The following is a 15466-nucleotide window of genomic DNA, read 5'->3' on the forward strand; positions in this document are numbered from 1 at the left end:
TGTCCCAGTATCGCCCACCATTTTCCTCCTTATAAATCAGCAAGTTACCTACCTCCTCCCGTGAGGTCTGAGCAACATACCGACTTTTGGGCACTCTTCCGCGGGATCGTATGTCTAACCGCGCCATCCCTGCGCCCCGATCAGCGGCACGAACTTGACGCCACCAATATCCGTCTCCTCGAAACGGTCTTCGCCCGTCCGCATCACCTTCCGGAGATTCTGCTGGCGCTCGTCCGGCCCGACGGGAATGACGAGCCGCCCGCCGATCGACAATTGACGCTTGAGAGCCACAGGCACGTCCGGGCTTGCCGCCGCCACGAGAATGGCGTCGAACGGCGCCGCCTCGGGCCATCCGAGCGAACCGTCGCCCACGCGAAGATCGATGTTGCGATAGCCCAGCGTGTCGAGCCGCACCCGCGCTGCCTCCGCCAAGGAGGCATGCCGTTCGATGGCATGGACGCGCCCGGCAATCCGGCTCATCACCGCCGCCGAATAGCCCGAGCCCGTCCCCACATCGAGCACGCGCTCGCCCGCCTTGACCTCCGCCGAGGCGATCATCAGCGCCACCACGTAAGGCTGGGAGATCGTCTGCCCCGCGCCGATCGCCAGCGGACAATCGTCATAGGCGAATTGCGCATATTCGGGATCGACGAACATCTCACGCGGCACCACGCGCATCGCGTCGAGCACATTCCGATCGCAGATCCCGCGGCCGGCAATCTGCGTCTCCACCATCCGCTCGCGGGCACGAACGGGATCGACCATCTCTCGCTCCGTCCGGTTGAGATCGGACAACGCATTTGCCGGAAACCTGTTTCAAGGCTGGGCGTGCCGTCTATTCCCCCTGCGTCGCAGCCGGCAGAAGGATCGTCAGCAGCAGGGTGGCATCCTCGATCCCGCGCAGCGAATGCGGCGCACCACCCTCGAGATAGACCCAGTCGCCGACGCTCATCTCGAGAATCTTGTCCGCGAGGCCGAACGCGATGCGCCCCTCGAGGCAGTGCAGCGTGATGTTGCCCGGCACCTGATGGGTGGGGATCTCGGTTCCCGCGCGCACGACGAGGCGCACCGCCTCGAAATGCTCCGTCTTGACGAGCGCCGCTGTCTTCGCGGCGGTCAGTTCGCTGCCCAGCGGACGCAGCGAGACGATGTCTCCGGGATTTGCATGCTGCAAGGCCATGTCGGTCGGCTCCTTTCGCTGAATTGCCGTCGAAGCCGTGCCACGGCCTGCGCCTAGGCTCAACTCCGGCATGTCCCGTTCCCGCGGTCGATTCCGTGCCGATCTGAGGCACTTGTTAAGCCCGTGTTTATCATCTTCGCGCGTCATGGAGGGCGCGGCTGCACGTGCGCCGCGGAGACCTCCAGCGTGCCGAAATTCCTTCGCTTCGTCCCCGTATCGGCCGGCGTCCTGATCGTCGGCCTTGCCACAGCCCATGCCGAGACGTCCGATTTCGCCGACGACCCCATCGCACTGCAATTGCAGTCCGAGACACCGGTCGCGGCGCCCGTGCCGGCCGCGCCGGTGAGGGCTCAGCCCCGATCCGAGCCCGTCGCCGATCCCGGCGAGTTCGTGCTGTCCGCCAACACGGCCGTGTTCAGCGAGGAGCCCTTCCGCCGTGGCAAGCGCGATCCCCGGATGGCCAAGCTTCAGGTCCTCTTGGACCGCGCCCATGCCTCGCCCGGCGTCATCGACGGTTTGAACGGCGGCAATGTCGGCAAGGCCATCTTCGCCGCGGAGCGCATGTTCGGCCTGCGCGAGGACGGCATTCTCGACCGCGAATTGTGGAGCCGGCTGGCACCGCAGGGCACGGAGGACGCCTTCGTCACTTACGAAATCACCGAGGAAGACGTGGCCGGCCCCTTCGTGCCCGAAATGCCGCACGATTACGCCGAGATGGCCGCGCTGCCGGGCCTGTCCTATCGCGACGCGGCCGAATTGCTCGCCGAGCGATTCCACATGGACGAGGGCTTCCTGCGCGCCCTCAATCCGGATGTGGACCTGAATGTCGCGGGCTCCACCATCATCGTCGCGAATGTCGGCCCGAATGCCAAAACCAAGGTTGCGCGCATCGTCGCCGACAAGGAGCGGCGCCAATTGTTCGGCTATGACAAGGATAACCGGCTCGTCGTTTCCTATCCGGCCACGATCGGCAGCTCGGACCTGCCCTCGCCCACCGGCACCCATGTGGTCGGCGCCATCGCCGTCAACCCGGATTACTGGTACCGTCCGCAGGTCAATTTCCAGCAGGGCAACAACACGAAGGCGCTGCGGCTGCCGCCAGGGCCCAACAACCCGGTCGGCATGGTCTGGATCGGGCTCGACAAGCCCACCTACGGCATCCACGGCAGCCCCGAGCCATCGAAGATCGACAAGACCAACAGCCATGGCTGCGTGCGGCTCGCCAATTTCGATGCGCTGGAACTGGTGAAACTCGTGGCCGCGGGCGTCATTGTGGATTTCATCGACGGCAAGGTCGACCTGACAGCACTCGATTGAGGACGGCGCCGGCGGCGTTCCTGCCCCTTCCGGCGAACCTCAGCTCGCCCGGTCGGTGATGTGCGGGTGCGTCGCCAACGCCGATTGCACGGCCTCGATCAGCGCGTTGCCGAGCAGCGGCTTCTCCACGATCACGAGACCGGCCAACGCCGCCTCGCTCTGGAGGGTGAGGCCGGGCGCGGTCGTCATCAAAATAACCGGCACCTCGACGCCCGCCGCATGCAGATGCTGCGCCAAGGCAAGGCCGCTCATGCCGGGGAGGATCTGGTCGAGGATGAGGCACGCCGACCCGTCCGCGCCGTTCGCGCGCAAGAGGTCCTCGGCGCTTTCGTACGCGCGCACCTGATAGCCGTCGATCTCGGTCGAAAAGGCCAGCGCACTGCGCAAATCGGGATCGTCTTCCACGATGACGATCATCGGACTGGCTGCATCGGTCATCGCATCGTTCCACATGGGCAAGCACGATGCCGGCGAGGATGCGCTCTGTCCTTGACCTGCATCAAGTCTGTTTTGGCTGCACCAGACCGTTCAGCAGCACCATGCGCACCAGTTCCGAGAGACTGCCGGCCTGCATTTTCTGCATCACATTGGCCCGGTAGACCTCCACCGTGCGCGGAGAAATACCTAGCTCGAAGGCGATGATTTTATTGGGATGGCCGACCACCAGTCCCTCAAGAACCTCGCATTCGCGCGCCGACAGCGATTCATAGCGCCGGCGTATCTCGGCCTGCTCGCGCGCCCGTTCCTCATGCTCGGCATCCGTGGCCAGCGCCGATGTCAGCGACGCGACGAGGCGCTCGTCGTCGAACGGCTTTTCGAGGAAATCGGCGGCTCCGCTCTTCATCGCCTCGACGGCCAGCGGCACGTCGCCATGTCCCGTCATGATGATGACGGGCAGATCGATGCCCCGCCCGCGCAGCTCGCGCAGCAGATCGAGCCCCGTCATGTCCGGCATGCGGACATCGGTCAGGATGACGCCGCGCGTATGCTCGTCCAGCGCATCGAGAAACAGTGGGGCCGATTCATAGACGTTGGCCGTGAAGCCGGAGGCGTCGAGCAGGAAGCTCAGCGATTCCCGGACGGCATCGTCGTCGTCGATGACATGAACGATCGCATCATCCGGCATTCGAATTCTCCAGCACGGCCCGTCTCAAAGTGAAGCGAAACACGGTTCCCCCTCCGGGATTTTGCTCGACCCAGATCTTCCCGCCATGAGCCTCGACAATGGTACGCGAAATCGAGAGGCCCACACCCATTCCCTGCCGTTTCGTCGTCACGAAGGGCTGGAAAAGATCCGCCGCAATCTCCGGCGAGATGCCCGAGCCGGTATCGGCCACCGATACCTCCACCATATCGTCCTCCACGGGCACGCTGGCCAGCGTGAGTTCGCGCCGTTCCGATTCCTGCATCGCCTCCATCCCGTTGCGGATGAGGTTCAGCAGCACCTGCTGGATCTGCACCTTATCGACCAGCACATTATCGGCCACGGGGTCGAGAGCCAGGATGACGCGCACGCCATATTCCTTGGCGCCCACCAAGGCCAGCGCATTCGCCTCTTCCAGCAGGCGGGTCAGGTTCTCGATGCGCCGCTCGGTCTCTCCTCGCGCGACGAAATCGCGCAGCCGGCGGATGATCTGGCCGGCACGCAGCGCCTGGTCGGCCGCCTTGTCGAGCGCGCCGCGCAATTTGTCCCGGTCGGCATCGCGTTCCGAATCGATCAGGCGGCGCGACCCCTTCAGATAATTGCCGATGGCCGACAGAGGCTGGTTCAGCTCATGGGCCAGGGCCGAGGCCATCTCGCCCATCGCGGTCAGCCGCGAAATGTGCACCAGCTCCGCCTGCAATTCCTGGAGCCGCGCCTCGGCCTGCTGCCGTTCGCTCAGATCGCGCACGAACCCGGTGAAATAGCGGCGATGGCCGGACACCATCTCACCGACCGACAATTCCATGGGAAAGGTCGAGCCGTCCTTGCGCTTTCCCACCACCACGCGGCCGATGCCGATGATGCGCCGTTCGCCGGTTTGCATGTATCGGGCGAGCGAGGCGTCGTGCGTTTCCTGATAGGGCGACGGCATCAGGATGCTGACATTGCGGCCGATGGCCTCCTCGGCGGTCCAGCCGAACAGGCGCTCCGCCGCGCTGCTGAAGGATTGCATCGTGCCGCGCACGTCGATCACGATCATCGCGTCGGGCACGGTATCGAGGATGGATTGCAGATGCGCCTCGCGCTCGCGCAGGCCCTGCACCGCCGCTTTCGCCTGCAGCCGGGCTGTGCGGAAATGCTGGCCCAGCAGCGCGATGCCGGCGCCGAGCGTCGCAAACCCGATCGCGTCCAGCGCATCGCCCCAGCTGAAGCCGTCCCCCACGCCGAGAGTCAGGCCGGCCAGCAGGCCGAGCACCGTTGCGAAAAGCCCGGGCCCGAACCCGCCCACGATCGCCGCCACCAGAACGGCGGGGATGAAGAACAGGAATTCCGCGCGGTCGGCCAGCACCGGCTCCAGCATGATGCGCACAGGCAAGGCCCAGCCGATGATGAGCGCCGCGAAGGCATAGCTCAGCCATTTGCGGCGGCGAAGTTCGGACGGAGAGGTGGATTCAGGGGTCACAGAACGTCTCTAAACTGCGAACCCGGACGAGGCCAAGTCTTCTACGTGAATCAACGTACGCACATCACCCGAATGTCACGGCAGCCCTGCTACCCCTAGAGCAGATGTGTTGTCATCAGGAGAGGTCGAGTGCTCACGCACGTCCCGGCAAACATCACGCACCGCAAGGCACATGGCTGGAAGGGCTGCGTGTGGACGGAGCGCGCGCGAGCGCCAAGTGTCGAAAAAATGTCCCGCCCAGCCGTCGTCCATTTTCTTCGCAACGAAGAGATCCATGGCGAGAACGATCCCGCCCGGTTCATCTTCCGGGTCGTATCCGGCGCCGTGCGGAGCGTGAAGACGCTGAGCGACGGCCGCCGTCTCGTCAGCGGCTTCCATCTGCCCGGAGACGTGTTCGGCCTTCAGACCGCATCCGTCTACAGCCATCGCGCGGAAGCCCTGGCCGATTGCACCGTCGCGGCCATCGAGCGCTCCCACGTCGAAAACCCGCAGATGGCGGACGATCAAACCGTGCGGGAATTGCTGCTCGCCGCCTGCGTGGAGCTGGAGCGCGCCCGCGCCCAGATGCTCCTGCTCGGCCGCAAGACCGCCAGCGAGCGCATCGCAGCCTTCCTTCTGGAAATGGCCCGGCGCAGCGAAGGCCAGGATGAGAATCTGGTGGAATTGCCGATGCCGCGCTCGGACATCGCCGATTACCTCGGCCTGACTGTGGAAACCGTTTCGCGCACCCTGACCCAGCTCGAGCGCAACGGCATCATCGCCCTGCGGAATTCCCGCTGCGTGGAGTTGAGCAACCGGCCGATGATTGAGAAGATGGGTCAGTAGAATTACGAAGCCGGAAAAGTGTCGAAACCGGCTTTAGAATTGATTTAAATCAAGGCCCCTCGGATGTGCATGGGGCACACGCACATTCGAGGCATGCTGTACGAGAAGGCTGTGGAAATATGGCGCACGTGATCGCTCAACAGAAGCGAATGACTGGCGGAGAATTCGGGCTAGCCGGTTTCTTCGGCCTGTTCGCGGTCTTCGCCATCGTGGTCGCGGCCAAGGCGTGGACGGCGGAATACGCCTTCCACGCTTATCTGTTCGCCGCGGCATCGGTCGCGGCGACCTTCGCCATCATCAATCGCTACCAAAGCCGTGCGGGCGATCCGCCCGCGCAATTCATCGACGGTCGCCCCAATTACAATTTCGGCCCGGTGAAATTCTGCACCATCGCGGCGCTGTTCTGGGGCATCGCCGGCTTCCTGGTGGGCGTCATCATCGCCTTCCAGCTCGCCTTCCCCGATCTCAATCTCGGCCTGCCCTGGACCTCGTTCGGACGCCTGCGGCCGCTGCACACCTCCGCCGTCATCTTCGCCTTCGGCGGCAACGTGCTGATCGCCACGAGCTTCTACGTCGTGCAGCGCACCTCGCGCGCCCGCCTCGCCGGCGATCTGTCGCCCTGGTTCGTCGCGCTCGGCTATCAGTTCTTCATCGTCATCGCCGCCACCGGCTATCTGATGGGCATCGGCCAGGGCAAGGAATACGCCGAGCCCGAATGGTACACCGACCTCTTCCTGACGGCGGTGTGGGTCACCTATTTCCTGGTGTTCGTCGGCACGCTCGCAAAGCGCACCGAGCCGCACATCTACGTGGCGAACTGGTTCTACCTCGCCTTCATCGTCACCATTGCGGTGCTGCACCTCGTCAACAACGCGGCCATCCCGGTCTCGCTGTTCTCGCCCAAATCCTACATCCTGTGGTCGGGTGTTCAGGACGCCATGGTCCAGTGGTGGTACGGCCATAACGCGGTCGGCTTCTTCCTCACCGCCGGCTTCCTCGGCCTGATGTATTACTTCATCCCCAAGCGCGTCGATCGCCCGGTCTATTCGTACCGGCTCTCGATCATCCATTTCTGGGCGCTGATCTTCATCTACATCTGGGCCGGCCCGCATCACCTGCACTTCACGTCGCTGCCCGATTGGGCGCAGACGCTCGGCGCCACCTTCTCGATCATCCTGTGGATGCCCTCGTGGGGCGGCATGATCAACGGCCTGATGACGCTGTCCGGCGCGTGGGACAAGCTGCGCACCGATCCGGTCCTGCGTCTCCTCGTGGTCTCGGTCGCCTTCTACGGCATGGCCACGTTCGAAGGCCCGATGATGTCGGTGAAGGCGGTCAATTCGCTCAGCCATTACACCGACTGGACCATCGGTCACGTGCATTCCGGTGCGCTCGGCTGGGTCGCGTACATCTCCTTCGGCGCCATCTACTGTCTGGTTCCCTGGCTGTGGAACAAGCGTGAGCTCTACTCGCTCAAGCTCGTCAGCTGGCACTTCTGGGTCTCGACGCTCGGCATCGTCCTCTACATCACCGCGATGTGGGTGTCGGGCATCCTGCAGGGCCTGATGTGGCGCTCCTACACGGCGCTGGGCTTCCTCGAATACTCGTTCATCGAGAGCGTCGAGGCGATGCACCCCTTCTACATCATCCGCGCTCTCGGCGGGGTGCTGTTCCTGATCGGCGGTCTCATCATGGCCTACAACGTCTTCATGACGATCCGCATGGTCGAGACGGCTGAAGAAGACGTCACCGAACCCGCCCTCGTTCCGGCCGAGTAAGAAGAGAAGCCATCATGTCCGTCTGGAACAAGCACGCCGTCCTTGAGAAGAACTCCAGCTTTCTTCTCATCGGCATCCTTCTGGTGATCTCCATCGGCGGTCTCGTCGAGATCGCTCCGCTCTTCTACCTGAAGAACACGATCGAGAAGGTCGACGGGATCCGGCCCTATTCGCCGCTCGAACTCGCCGGCCGCAACATCTACGTCCGCGAGGGCTGCTACAATTGCCACTCGCAGCAGATCCGCCCGCTGCGCGACGAGGTCGAACGCTACGGCCATTATTCGCTGGCGGCGGAAAGCCTCTACGATCGCCCGTTCCAATGGGGTTCGAAGCGCACGGGGCCTGATCTCGCCCGTGTCGGCGGCAAATATTCCGACCAATGGCACAAGGAGCATCTGGACGATCCGCGCCAGATCGTTCCGGGCAGCATCATGCCGGCCTACGGCTTCCTCGCCAGAACGCCGCTGGATGCCACCAAGATCGCGGCCGACCTGCGCACCCAGGCCTTGATGGGCGTGCCCTACACGCAGGAAATGATCGACAATGCGGCCGCGGATATCCGCACCCAGGCCACCAACGATGCCGAGGATGCCGAGGCTCTGCTGGCCCGCTATCCCAAGGCTCAGATCCGCGATTTCGACGCCAATTCCAGCGCCGTGACCGAAGCCGACGCCCTGATCGCCTATCTGCAGATGATGGGCACCCTGGTCGACTTCGAGCTCTACGACGACCAGGCGAACATCAGGTGATCCATGGCTGACACCTACAACGCTCTCGCCCATTTTGCGCAGACCTGGGGCCTCGTCCTCTTCTGCGTGGGCTTCGCAGGCGTCGTGATCTACGCGCTGTCCCCCTCGCGCAAGGGCATGTTCGATCGGGCCGCCCGCATTCCGCTCGACGAGGACGATTACACTGACGCGGCCCGGCGGCCGGCGAACAAGGACAAATAGGTCATGGCCGATCACGACAAGCACCAAGCGCAGGTCGATCCCGCCACGGGCGTCGCCGATACCGGCCATGAATGGGACGGCATCCGCGAGCTCAACAATCCGCTCCCCCGCTGGTGGCTGTGGACGTTCTACGCCACCATCGTCTGGGCCATCGGCTACTGGATCCTCTATCCGGCGTGGCCGCTGCTCACCGATGCGACGCGCGGCATCAGCGGCTGGAGCTCCCGCACCGACGTCGTCGAGCAGCTGAACGAGCTGAACGTCACGCGCGGCGAGCTCGGCGCCCAGCTGGCTTCGGCCGAGCTCAACGATGTCGTCGCCTCGCCCGATCTGCTGGGCTTCGCTCAGGCACAGGGCAAGGCCGCCTTCGCCACGAACTGCGCCCCCTGCCACGGCACCGGCGCCTCGGGCAGCCCGGGCTATCCCAACCTCAACGACGACGACTGGATCTGGGGCGGCACGCTCACAGACATCGAATACACGCTGCGCCACGGCATCCGTTCGGGCGCCGAGGAAGCGCGTGTGAACAACATGCCGGCTTTCGGCCGCGACGCGATCCTGCCGCGCGAGGATCTGGAAGCGGTCACCGATTTCGTCCGCTCGCTGGCCAAGCTCGACGTGCCGGAAGGCGCAAACCTCGATCGGGGCCGCGAAATCTTCGGCGAGCAATGCGTTGCCTGCCACGGCGATGAGGGCAAGGGCAATGCCGAGCTCGGCGCGCCGAACCTGACGGACGCGATCTGGCTCTACGGCAGCGACCGCGCCCAGGTCTATCAATCGGTGTTCACCGGCCGCGGCGGCGTGATGCCCCATTGGGGCGACCGCCTCGACAACCAGACCATCAAGGCTCTCACCGTCTATGTTCACAGCCTCGGTGGCGGCCAGTGATCAAGACGCGAAACGCGAACGGGTGAATTATGTGGAAGATCAGCGTTCTCGTGCACATGATGGCCTGGGCCGTATTGTTCGGCTTCGGCACCATCATGATCCTGACCTACCCTGAGCTGACCGAGCGCTTCGGCTTTGAGGTGATGTATCCCTGGGCCTTCGTCTCGTTCCTCGTGACCTGGCCGATCTCGCACTACATCGCGAAGAAATACGTCGTCATGCACCGGCGCTCGCCCGTCACGGGTGAAAAGAAGCCGGACGAGCCCCTTCCGTAGTTCTCCGGAACATACGCAGGCCGGCGTTGAAGCTAGAACCCTTCAATGCCGGCCCCATTCCATCCGCTTTTGGATGCGTGGGAACTCCGGCTCCGGAGTTCCTTGCCAGATGTCGACGACGATCGTAATCGACCATCGCAACAAGACCGACAAGACCGCTGCCGTCTCCGAGAGCGGTGAGGTGCTCTACGCGCCCCGCACCAAGATTTTCCCGCAGAGCGTCCGCGGCAAGTTCCGCACCATCAAATGGGCGCTGCTCGCGATCACGCTCGGCATCTATTACATCCTGCCGTTCATCCGCTGGGATCGTGGCCCGACCGCGCCCGATCAGGCGGTGCTGGTCGATCTGACGAACGGCCGCTTCTACTTCTTCTTCATCGAGATCTGGCCGCAGGAGGTGTATTACATCACCGGCCTGCTCATCATCGCCTCGCTCGTCCTGTTCCTCATGAACGCCGTCGCCGGCCGCATCTGGTGCGGCTATCTGTGCCCGCAGACGGTGTGGACGGACCTGTTCATGTGGGTCGAGCGGCTGGTCGAGGGCGACCGCCGCCAGCGCATGGCGCTCGAGGCCGCCCCCTGGACCGCGGGCAAGATCGCCCGCCGCACGTTGAAGCACACCATCTGGCTCGCCATCGCGTGGTGGACCGGCGGCGCCTGGGTGCTCTATTTCGCCGACGCGCCCACGCTGGTCTATCAGCTGGCCACGTTCCAGGCCTCCATGATGGTGTGGATGTGGATCGGCATCCTCACCTCGACGACCTATCTCCTCGCCGGCCACATGCGCGAACAGGTCTGCACCTATATGTGCCCGTGGCCACGCATCCAGGCCTCGCTGACCGACGAACACGCGCTCAACGTCACCTATCGTTATGATCGTGGCGAGCCGCGCGAATCCCTCAAGAAGTCGCTCGCCCTGCGCGGCCAGGGCCTGCCGGCCGGCGATTGCATCGACTGCATGCAGTGCGTCAACACCTGCCCCACCGGTGTGGACATCCGCCTCGGCCCGCAGCTCGCCTGCATCAATTGCGGCCTGTGCATCGACGCCTGCGACAATGTGATGGCCAAGATCGGACGTCCGCTCGGCCTCATCGCCTACGACAACGATCTCAACGTGCGCCGCCGCGAGGAAGGCAAGCCCGAGATCCGCAAGATCATCCGGCCGCGCACCATCCTTTATGCGGCGCTGATCGCTCTCGTCGCCGGCATCATGCTTGCCGCGCTCGGCACCCGCAGCACCACGGGCGTCAACGTCCTGCACGATCGCAACCCGATCTACGTGCAGCTCGCCGACGGCTCCATCCGCAACGCCTACACGGTGCGCGTGCTGAACAAGGAATTGCTGGCCAGCCGCTTCGCCCTCACGGTCCAGGGTGTGCCCAATGCACGGGTTGAAATCATCGGCGATGTCGCGTTCGATGAAGGCCGTCCGGTGATCGATGTCGGCTCCGACCAGACCCGTGAGGTGCGCGTCCTCGTGACCGCGCATCGCGGCGATCTGCCGGCCCAGGCATCGTTGCCGATCACGATCAACGTCACCCCGGTGGAAGGCGCCCGGGGACAGGAAGCCGTCGCCAAAGACTTCTTCAAGGGGCCCTGAACATGCCGACCCGGATCCCTGCCCGTCTCTCTGATGCGGAACCCGCCGGGTTCCGCATCACCGGCCGCTTCGTGCTGTTCACGCTGATTGCCTTTTTCGGAACCGTCATCGGCGTCAACATCATCATGGCCCGCTTCGCCGTCTCCACATTCGGCGGGGTCGAGACCGAGAGTTCCTACAAGGCCGGGCTCACCTTCAAGGCCGAGGAAGAGGCCGCCCGCGCCCAGGCTGCGCGGGGCTGGAAGGTCGATGCCGACGTGCGCTATCCGGCTCAGGGCACGGCCGAAATCCGCGTCGAGCTTCACGACAGGGATGGTCAACCCATCGCGGGCCTCGCGCCGGATGTACGGTTGCTGCATCCGACCGATGCCCGCAACGACCATTCCCTTGCTCTTGCCGAAACGGCGCCCGGCATCTTCGTCGGCGCCACGCAGGCCAATGCCGGGCAATGGAATCTGCGGCTCGATTTCAGCCGGGACGGCGAGCGCATGTTCCGCTCCACCTCGCGCATCATCCTGAAATAGCTCATGGCCGAAGCGCTCGATCTTTCCGTCTTCGTCACGCGCGATAGCGAGGGGCTGGCGCGTGTCGAATTCGCGGTCGAAGGCGTGGCCTCACGCGCCAGCATCGGCGAGATCGAGGGAGCGCTGGCCGATCTGCCGGGCCTTCGCCGTGCCCGCCTGAATTTCACCAACCATCGCATCGTCGTGGAATGGATCGGCGACGAGCTCGATCCTGCGGAGATCGTCGCCCGGCTGCGCGAGCGTGGCTACCGCGCTCACCCGTTCGAGACCCGCAGCGCCGAGGACGACGAGCAGCGCCATGCCCAATGGCTGCTGCGCTGCCTGGGCGTGGCCGGCTTTGCCATGATGAACATCATGCTGCTGTCGGTCTCGGTCTGGTCGGGCAACGTCACCGACATCACCCCCGAGACGCGCGATTTCTTCCATTGGCTGTCGGCGCTCATTGCCCTGCCCGCGGCGGGCTATGCCGGCCAGCCCTTTTTCCGCAGTGCCATCGCGGCCCTGGGCAAGGGCCGCCTCAACATGGACGTGCCGATTTCGCTCGGCGTCCTTCTGGCGCTCGGCATGTCGGTGTTCGAGACGCTGCACCACGCCCGGCACGCTTATTTCGACTCGGCCGTGATGCTGCTGTTCTTCCTGTTGTGCGGCCGCTATCTCGATCATGCCATGCGCCGGCGCACGCGCGCCGTCGCGGGCAATCTCGCAGCACTCAAGGCCGATGTCGCCCATCGCTTTGGCCCGGCGGGCGATCTCGTCCTCGTTCCCGTCGCGGCGCTGGCCGCGGGAGACGAAGTCGCCGTGCGCCCCGGCGAGCGCATTCCAGTCGACGGCCGCGTCCTTACCGGCTCGTCCCAGATCGACGAAAGCCTCATCACCGGCGAAACGGCGCTGCGCCAGATCGGCCCCGATGCCATGGTCTATGCCGGCACCATCAACCATGCCGGAATGCTGCGGGTCTCCGTCGTCGCCGCCGGCACCGCGACGCTCCTGACCGAGATCGAGACGCTCCTGGAGCGCGCCTCCAGCGCCCGCTCGGGCTATGTGCGGCTGGCCGATCGCGCCGCCCGCATGTACGCGCCGGTCGTCCACACCACGGCCTTCCTGACCCTTATCGGCTGGTATCTCAGCGGCGCGGGCCTGCACTATTCCATCATCACCGCCATTTCGGTGCTCATCATCACCTGCCCCTGCGCGCTCGCGCTCGCGGTGCCGGCCGTGCAGATGGTGGCGTCGGGCGCGCTGTTCCGCAGCGGCGTTTTCCTGAATGCCGGCGATGCCATCGAACGGCTCGCCGAGATCGACATGGTGGTGTTCGACAAAACCGGCACGCTGACCCTGCCGGAGCCGCGCGTCGCCAACGCCCCCGACGTGCATCCGGTGTTGCTGGCGGTCGCCGCCCGCCTCGCTTTGTCGAGCCATCATCCCCTGGCTGCGGCAATTGCCGCCGAGGGCCGCGAGCGCACGCCCTATGACGATGTGACGGAAGAAAGCGGCGCCGGCGTCAGCACCCTCATCGGCGGCATCGAAGCGCGCCTCGGCAGCCCCGCTTTTTGCGGCATGACGGCGGGCACCGGATACGCAAGCACCTCCTCCATCGTGGCGGTCAGTTATGGCGACAGCCGCGCGCTCCTCGAAATCCGCCAGGCCCTGCGCCCGGACGCCGCTCTCACCGTCGCCGCGCTTCGCCAGCGTGGCCTGCGGCTTGAAATCCTGTCCGGAGACCGGCCTTCGGCGGTCGCGCCCATCGCCGCCGAACTCGGCATCGACGCCTGGACGGGCGCTGCGAACCCGGCCGCCAAGATCGCCCGCCTCGACGCACTGAAGGCCGAAGGCCGCAAGGTTCTGATGGTCGGTGACGGCATCAACGATGCGCCCGCTCTGGCCGCCGCCCATGTCTCGGTCTCGCCGATCAGCGCAGCCGATATCGCCCAGGCCCATGCCGACGCAGTCTTCCTGGGCGATCGTCTCACGCCGCTCGTGCAGGCCGTGCGCATTTCCTCGAAAGCCCGCGCACTCATGAAGAGCAATCTCTGGCTCGCGGTCATCTACAATCTCATCGCCATTCCGCTGGCGGTCTGCGGCTACGTCACGCCCCTCATCGCGGCTCTGGCGATGTCCGGCTCGTCCATCCTCGTCACGGTCAATGCGCTGCGCGCCCGCACCGGCTCCTCCCTTCCGCCACGCGAGGCTGCGCCGCAGACGCCAGCCGCGCCCCTGCGCCCAGCAACGGCAGGTGCCTAAATGGACGTCCTGATCTACCTCGTTCCCGCCGCGCTCGGCCTCGGCCTGCTCGGGCTCGCCGCGTTCCTGTGGTCGCTGAACAGCGGCCAGTATGACGACCTCGACGGCGCGGCCGTGCGCGTGCTGTCGGACGACGATCTCGAAAAGAAATGAGCGCCTTCGAGGGCAATGCACTCGCGCGCGCCGGCCATCTGGCCTGTTTCTGCGGCGAGGATGTCACGCCCGGCGAGCGCCCCTGGCGCCAGCCCGGCCTCCTTTCGCTCGCCCTCGGCTTCGGGCTCGCGGTCCTCGCGCAGGCGCTCGTCTTCGGCATCCTGCCATTGGCCGGCGCTCAGCTCGCGCCATCCCCCGGCCTGGTCGGCCTGCCCTTCGCCGCAATGCTCGTCGGCGCGGTCGCGGCCACCCTCCCGGCCTCGCTCCTGCTGGATCATTTCGGCCGTCGCGCCGCGTTCGCGCTCGGCGCATCCTTGGGCCTCGCCGGCGCGCTTATGCTGTCGTTCGCGCTGGTCGAGCAGCGCTTCGTCCTGCTGTGCCTCGGCGCGTTCTGGCTGGGCATCGCGCAGGGCTTCGGCCTGTTCTATCGCCATGCCGCGGCGCTCGGCCCCGGCGGCGCACCCGCGTCCACCGCCATCATCTTCGGCGCCGGCCTGCTCGCAGCCTTCGTCGGTCCGTGGATCGCCACCTTCGCGGAAGCCCTGGCCGCCCCCTATTTCCTCGTCGGCACGGCCTTTGCGGCGGCCGCGGTGCAGATCGCGGCCCTGTCGCTCGCCGTTTCCATCCCCGCGCCGCCCGTCAGCCTCCAGACCGAGGAACGCCCGCGCGCGCTGTCAGGCGCGCTGTGGAAAGCCATCGCGATCTCCGCGCCGGCCTGGGCCATCATGTACGCCAGCATGGCGCACGCACCGCTTGCGATGATCGATTGCGGCATCGCGGCGGGCGGCGTCGCCGGGCTCGTCGCCTGGCATCTTCTGGCCATGTACGCACCGTCACTCGCCATCCCCGCGCTCGCACGCTTCGCCGGAGCGATGCCGCTGGCCGCCACCGGCCTTGTGATGGCCGTTCTGGGCGCTATCGGCATAAACCTCTCGCAGCAGGTGTTCGGCTTCGCGCTCGCTTTGGCCCTGGTGGGCGCCGGCTGGTCGTTCGCGGTCGCCGGAGCCACCATGGCCCTGCACGCCTCCGGCCGACCTTCCGCGTGGATGCTCGCCGGCCACGACGCGCTCTGCCTTCTCGCCGCTCTCGCCGCCGTTCTGGCGATGGGCGCGCTGTTTTCCTAGCCCTG

16 protein-coding genes and 1 pseudogene are annotated in these 15466 nt (G+C 65.4%); 12 read left to right on the forward strand and 5 right to left on the reverse strand.

Translation table 11 applies throughout. The features are described from left to right. Positions 1 to 123: 123 nt before the first annotated feature. Together ACQ6S1_RS05760 and ACQ6S1_RS05765 are read right to left on the reverse strand one after the other, a co-directional pair. Positions 124 to 765: pseudogene (locus tag ACQ6S1_RS05760) on the reverse strand (protein-L-isoaspartate(D-aspartate) O-methyltransferase); the annotation flags it as partial. Between the two features lie 70 nt (positions 766 to 835). Continuing rightward, positions 836 to 1180 carry a cupin domain-containing protein gene (locus ACQ6S1_RS05765; protein WP_445040174.1) on the reverse strand — a complete coding sequence of 115 codons (345 nt, stop codon included), beginning with the start codon at positions 1178 to 1180 and terminating at the stop codon, positions 836 to 838. 186 nt (positions 1181 to 1366) lie between these two features. On the opposite strand from ACQ6S1_RS05765, the gene ACQ6S1_RS05770 reads away from it, so the two are divergent. Next, positions 1367 to 2497: a L,D-transpeptidase family protein gene (locus tag ACQ6S1_RS05770; RefSeq protein ID WP_445040175.1), complete on the forward strand. Its 1131-nt coding sequence runs from the start codon at positions 1367 to 1369 to the stop codon at positions 2495 to 2497. Positions 2498 to 2536: 39 nt separating this feature from the next. Here the strand turns inward: ACQ6S1_RS05770 and ACQ6S1_RS05775 are convergent, their stop codons facing one another. From ACQ6S1_RS05775 to ACQ6S1_RS05785, 3 genes are all read right to left on the reverse strand, one after another. After that, a complete protein-coding gene (locus ACQ6S1_RS05775) occupies positions 2537 to 2914 on the reverse strand; it encodes a response regulator transcription factor (RefSeq protein WP_445040176.1) in 378 nt (125 codons plus the stop codon). Between the two features lie 82 nt (positions 2915 to 2996). Next, positions 2997 to 3623, reverse strand: a complete 627-nt coding sequence (gene fixJ / locus ACQ6S1_RS05780) for a response regulator FixJ (RefSeq protein ID WP_445040177.1) — start codon at positions 3621 to 3623, stop codon at positions 2997 to 2999. Further along, a complete protein-coding gene (locus ACQ6S1_RS05785) occupies positions 3613 to 5103 on the reverse strand; it encodes a PAS domain S-box protein (protein ID WP_445040178.1) in 1491 nt (496 codons plus the stop codon). The genes fixJ and ACQ6S1_RS05785 overlap by 11 nt, the downstream gene beginning before the upstream one ends. A 129-nt stretch (positions 5104 to 5232) precedes the next feature. Between ACQ6S1_RS05785 and ACQ6S1_RS05790 the strand changes: the two genes are divergently transcribed. The 11 genes from ACQ6S1_RS05790 (at position 5233) to ACQ6S1_RS05840 (ending at position 15461) form a co-directional block, all read left to right on the forward strand. Next, the gene (locus ACQ6S1_RS05790) at positions 5233 to 5928 is read left to right on the forward strand and encodes a helix-turn-helix domain-containing protein (protein WP_445040179.1); all 696 of its coding nucleotides are present in this window, start codon (positions 5233 to 5235) and stop codon (positions 5926 to 5928) included. A 149-nt stretch (positions 5929 to 6077) separates the two neighbouring features. After that, on the forward strand, positions 6078 to 7706 hold the full coding sequence (ccoN, locus tag ACQ6S1_RS05795) for a cytochrome-c oxidase, cbb3-type subunit I (protein WP_445040180.1): 1629 nt from the start codon (positions 6078 to 6080) through the stop codon (positions 7704 to 7706). Between the two features lie 14 nt (positions 7707 to 7720). Next, positions 7721 to 8455, forward strand: coding sequence for a cytochrome-c oxidase, cbb3-type subunit II (gene ccoO, locus ACQ6S1_RS05800; protein ID WP_445040181.1), 735 nt, complete (start codon positions 7721 to 7723; stop codon positions 8453 to 8455). Positions 8456 to 8458: 3 nt separating this feature from the next. Further along, a complete protein-coding gene (locus ACQ6S1_RS05805; protein WP_445040182.1) occupies positions 8459 to 8656 on the forward strand; it encodes a cbb3-type cytochrome c oxidase subunit 3 in 198 nt (65 codons plus the stop codon). A gap of 3 nt (positions 8657 to 8659) precedes the next feature. After that, positions 8660 to 9544, forward strand: a complete 885-nt coding sequence (ccoP, locus tag ACQ6S1_RS05810) for a cytochrome-c oxidase, cbb3-type subunit III (protein ID WP_445040183.1) — start codon at positions 8660 to 8662, stop codon at positions 9542 to 9544. Between the two features lie 29 nt (positions 9545 to 9573). Next, complete coding sequence (locus tag ACQ6S1_RS05815; RefSeq protein WP_445040184.1) at positions 9574 to 9819, forward strand: hypothetical protein; 246 nt, start codon at positions 9574 to 9576, stop codon at positions 9817 to 9819. 109 nt (positions 9820 to 9928) lie between these two features. Further along, entirely contained in the window at positions 9929 to 11419 is a 1491-nt protein-coding gene (gene ccoG, locus ACQ6S1_RS05820; RefSeq protein WP_445040185.1) for a cytochrome c oxidase accessory protein CcoG, read from the forward strand. Positions 11420 to 11421: 2 nt separating this feature from the next. Further along, complete coding sequence (locus ACQ6S1_RS05825; RefSeq protein WP_445040186.1) at positions 11422 to 11943, forward strand: FixH family protein; 522 nt, start codon at positions 11422 to 11424, stop codon at positions 11941 to 11943. 3 nt (positions 11944 to 11946) lie between these two features. Next, entirely contained in the window at positions 11947 to 14184 is a 2238-nt protein-coding gene (locus ACQ6S1_RS05830; protein WP_445040187.1) for a heavy metal translocating P-type ATPase, read from the forward strand. Beyond that, positions 14185 to 14337: a cbb3-type cytochrome oxidase assembly protein CcoS gene (gene ccoS, locus ACQ6S1_RS05835; protein ID WP_445040188.1), complete on the forward strand. Its 153-nt coding sequence runs from the start codon at positions 14185 to 14187 to the stop codon at positions 14335 to 14337. Next, a complete protein-coding gene (locus tag ACQ6S1_RS05840; RefSeq protein WP_445040189.1) occupies positions 14334 to 15461 on the forward strand; it encodes an MFS transporter in 1128 nt (375 codons plus the stop codon). The genes ccoS and ACQ6S1_RS05840 overlap by 4 nt, the downstream gene beginning before the upstream one ends. Positions 15462 to 15466 lie beyond the last annotated feature (5 nt).

It is taken from the genome of Terrihabitans aquatilis (assembly GCF_052542005.1).

Bases quoted from the DNA above. Each gene is read 5' to 3' on its own strand.
- ACQ6S1_RS05765 (WP_445040174.1), bottom strand. From the start codon at position 1,180: ATGGCCTTGCAGCATGCAAATCCCGGAGACATCGTCTCGCTGCGTCCG.
- ACQ6S1_RS05775 (WP_445040176.1), bottom strand. From the start codon at position 2,914: ATGATCGTCATCGTGGAAGACGATCCCGATTTGCGCAGTGCGCTGGCC.
- fixJ (WP_445040177.1), bottom strand. From the start codon at position 3,623: ATGCCGGATGATGCGATCGTTCATGTCATCGACGACGACGATGCCGTC.
- ccoN (WP_445040180.1), top strand. From the start codon at position 6,078: ATGACTGGCGGAGAATTCGGGCTAGCCGGTTTCTTCGGCCTGTTCGCG.
- ccoO (WP_445040181.1), top strand. From the start codon at position 7,721: ATGTCCGTCTGGAACAAGCACGCCGTCCTTGAGAAGAACTCCAGCTTT.
- ACQ6S1_RS05805 (WP_445040182.1), top strand. From the start codon at position 8,459: ATGGCTGACACCTACAACGCTCTCGCCCATTTTGCGCAGACCTGGGGC.
- ccoP (WP_445040183.1), top strand. From the start codon at position 8,660: ATGGCCGATCACGACAAGCACCAAGCGCAGGTCGATCCCGCCACGGGC.
- ACQ6S1_RS05815 (WP_445040184.1), top strand. From the start codon at position 9,574: ATGTGGAAGATCAGCGTTCTCGTGCACATGATGGCCTGGGCCGTATTG.
- ccoG (WP_445040185.1), top strand. From the start codon at position 9,929: ATGTCGACGACGATCGTAATCGACCATCGCAACAAGACCGACAAGACC.
- ACQ6S1_RS05825 (WP_445040186.1), top strand. From the start codon at position 11,422: ATGCCGACCCGGATCCCTGCCCGTCTCTCTGATGCGGAACCCGCCGGG.
- ACQ6S1_RS05830 (WP_445040187.1), top strand. From the start codon at position 11,947: ATGGCCGAAGCGCTCGATCTTTCCGTCTTCGTCACGCGCGATAGCGAG.
- ccoS (WP_445040188.1), top strand. From the start codon at position 14,185: ATGGACGTCCTGATCTACCTCGTTCCCGCCGCGCTCGGCCTCGGCCTG.
- ACQ6S1_RS05840 (WP_445040189.1), top strand. From the start codon at position 14,334: ATGAGCGCCTTCGAGGGCAATGCACTCGCGCGCGCCGGCCATCTGGCC.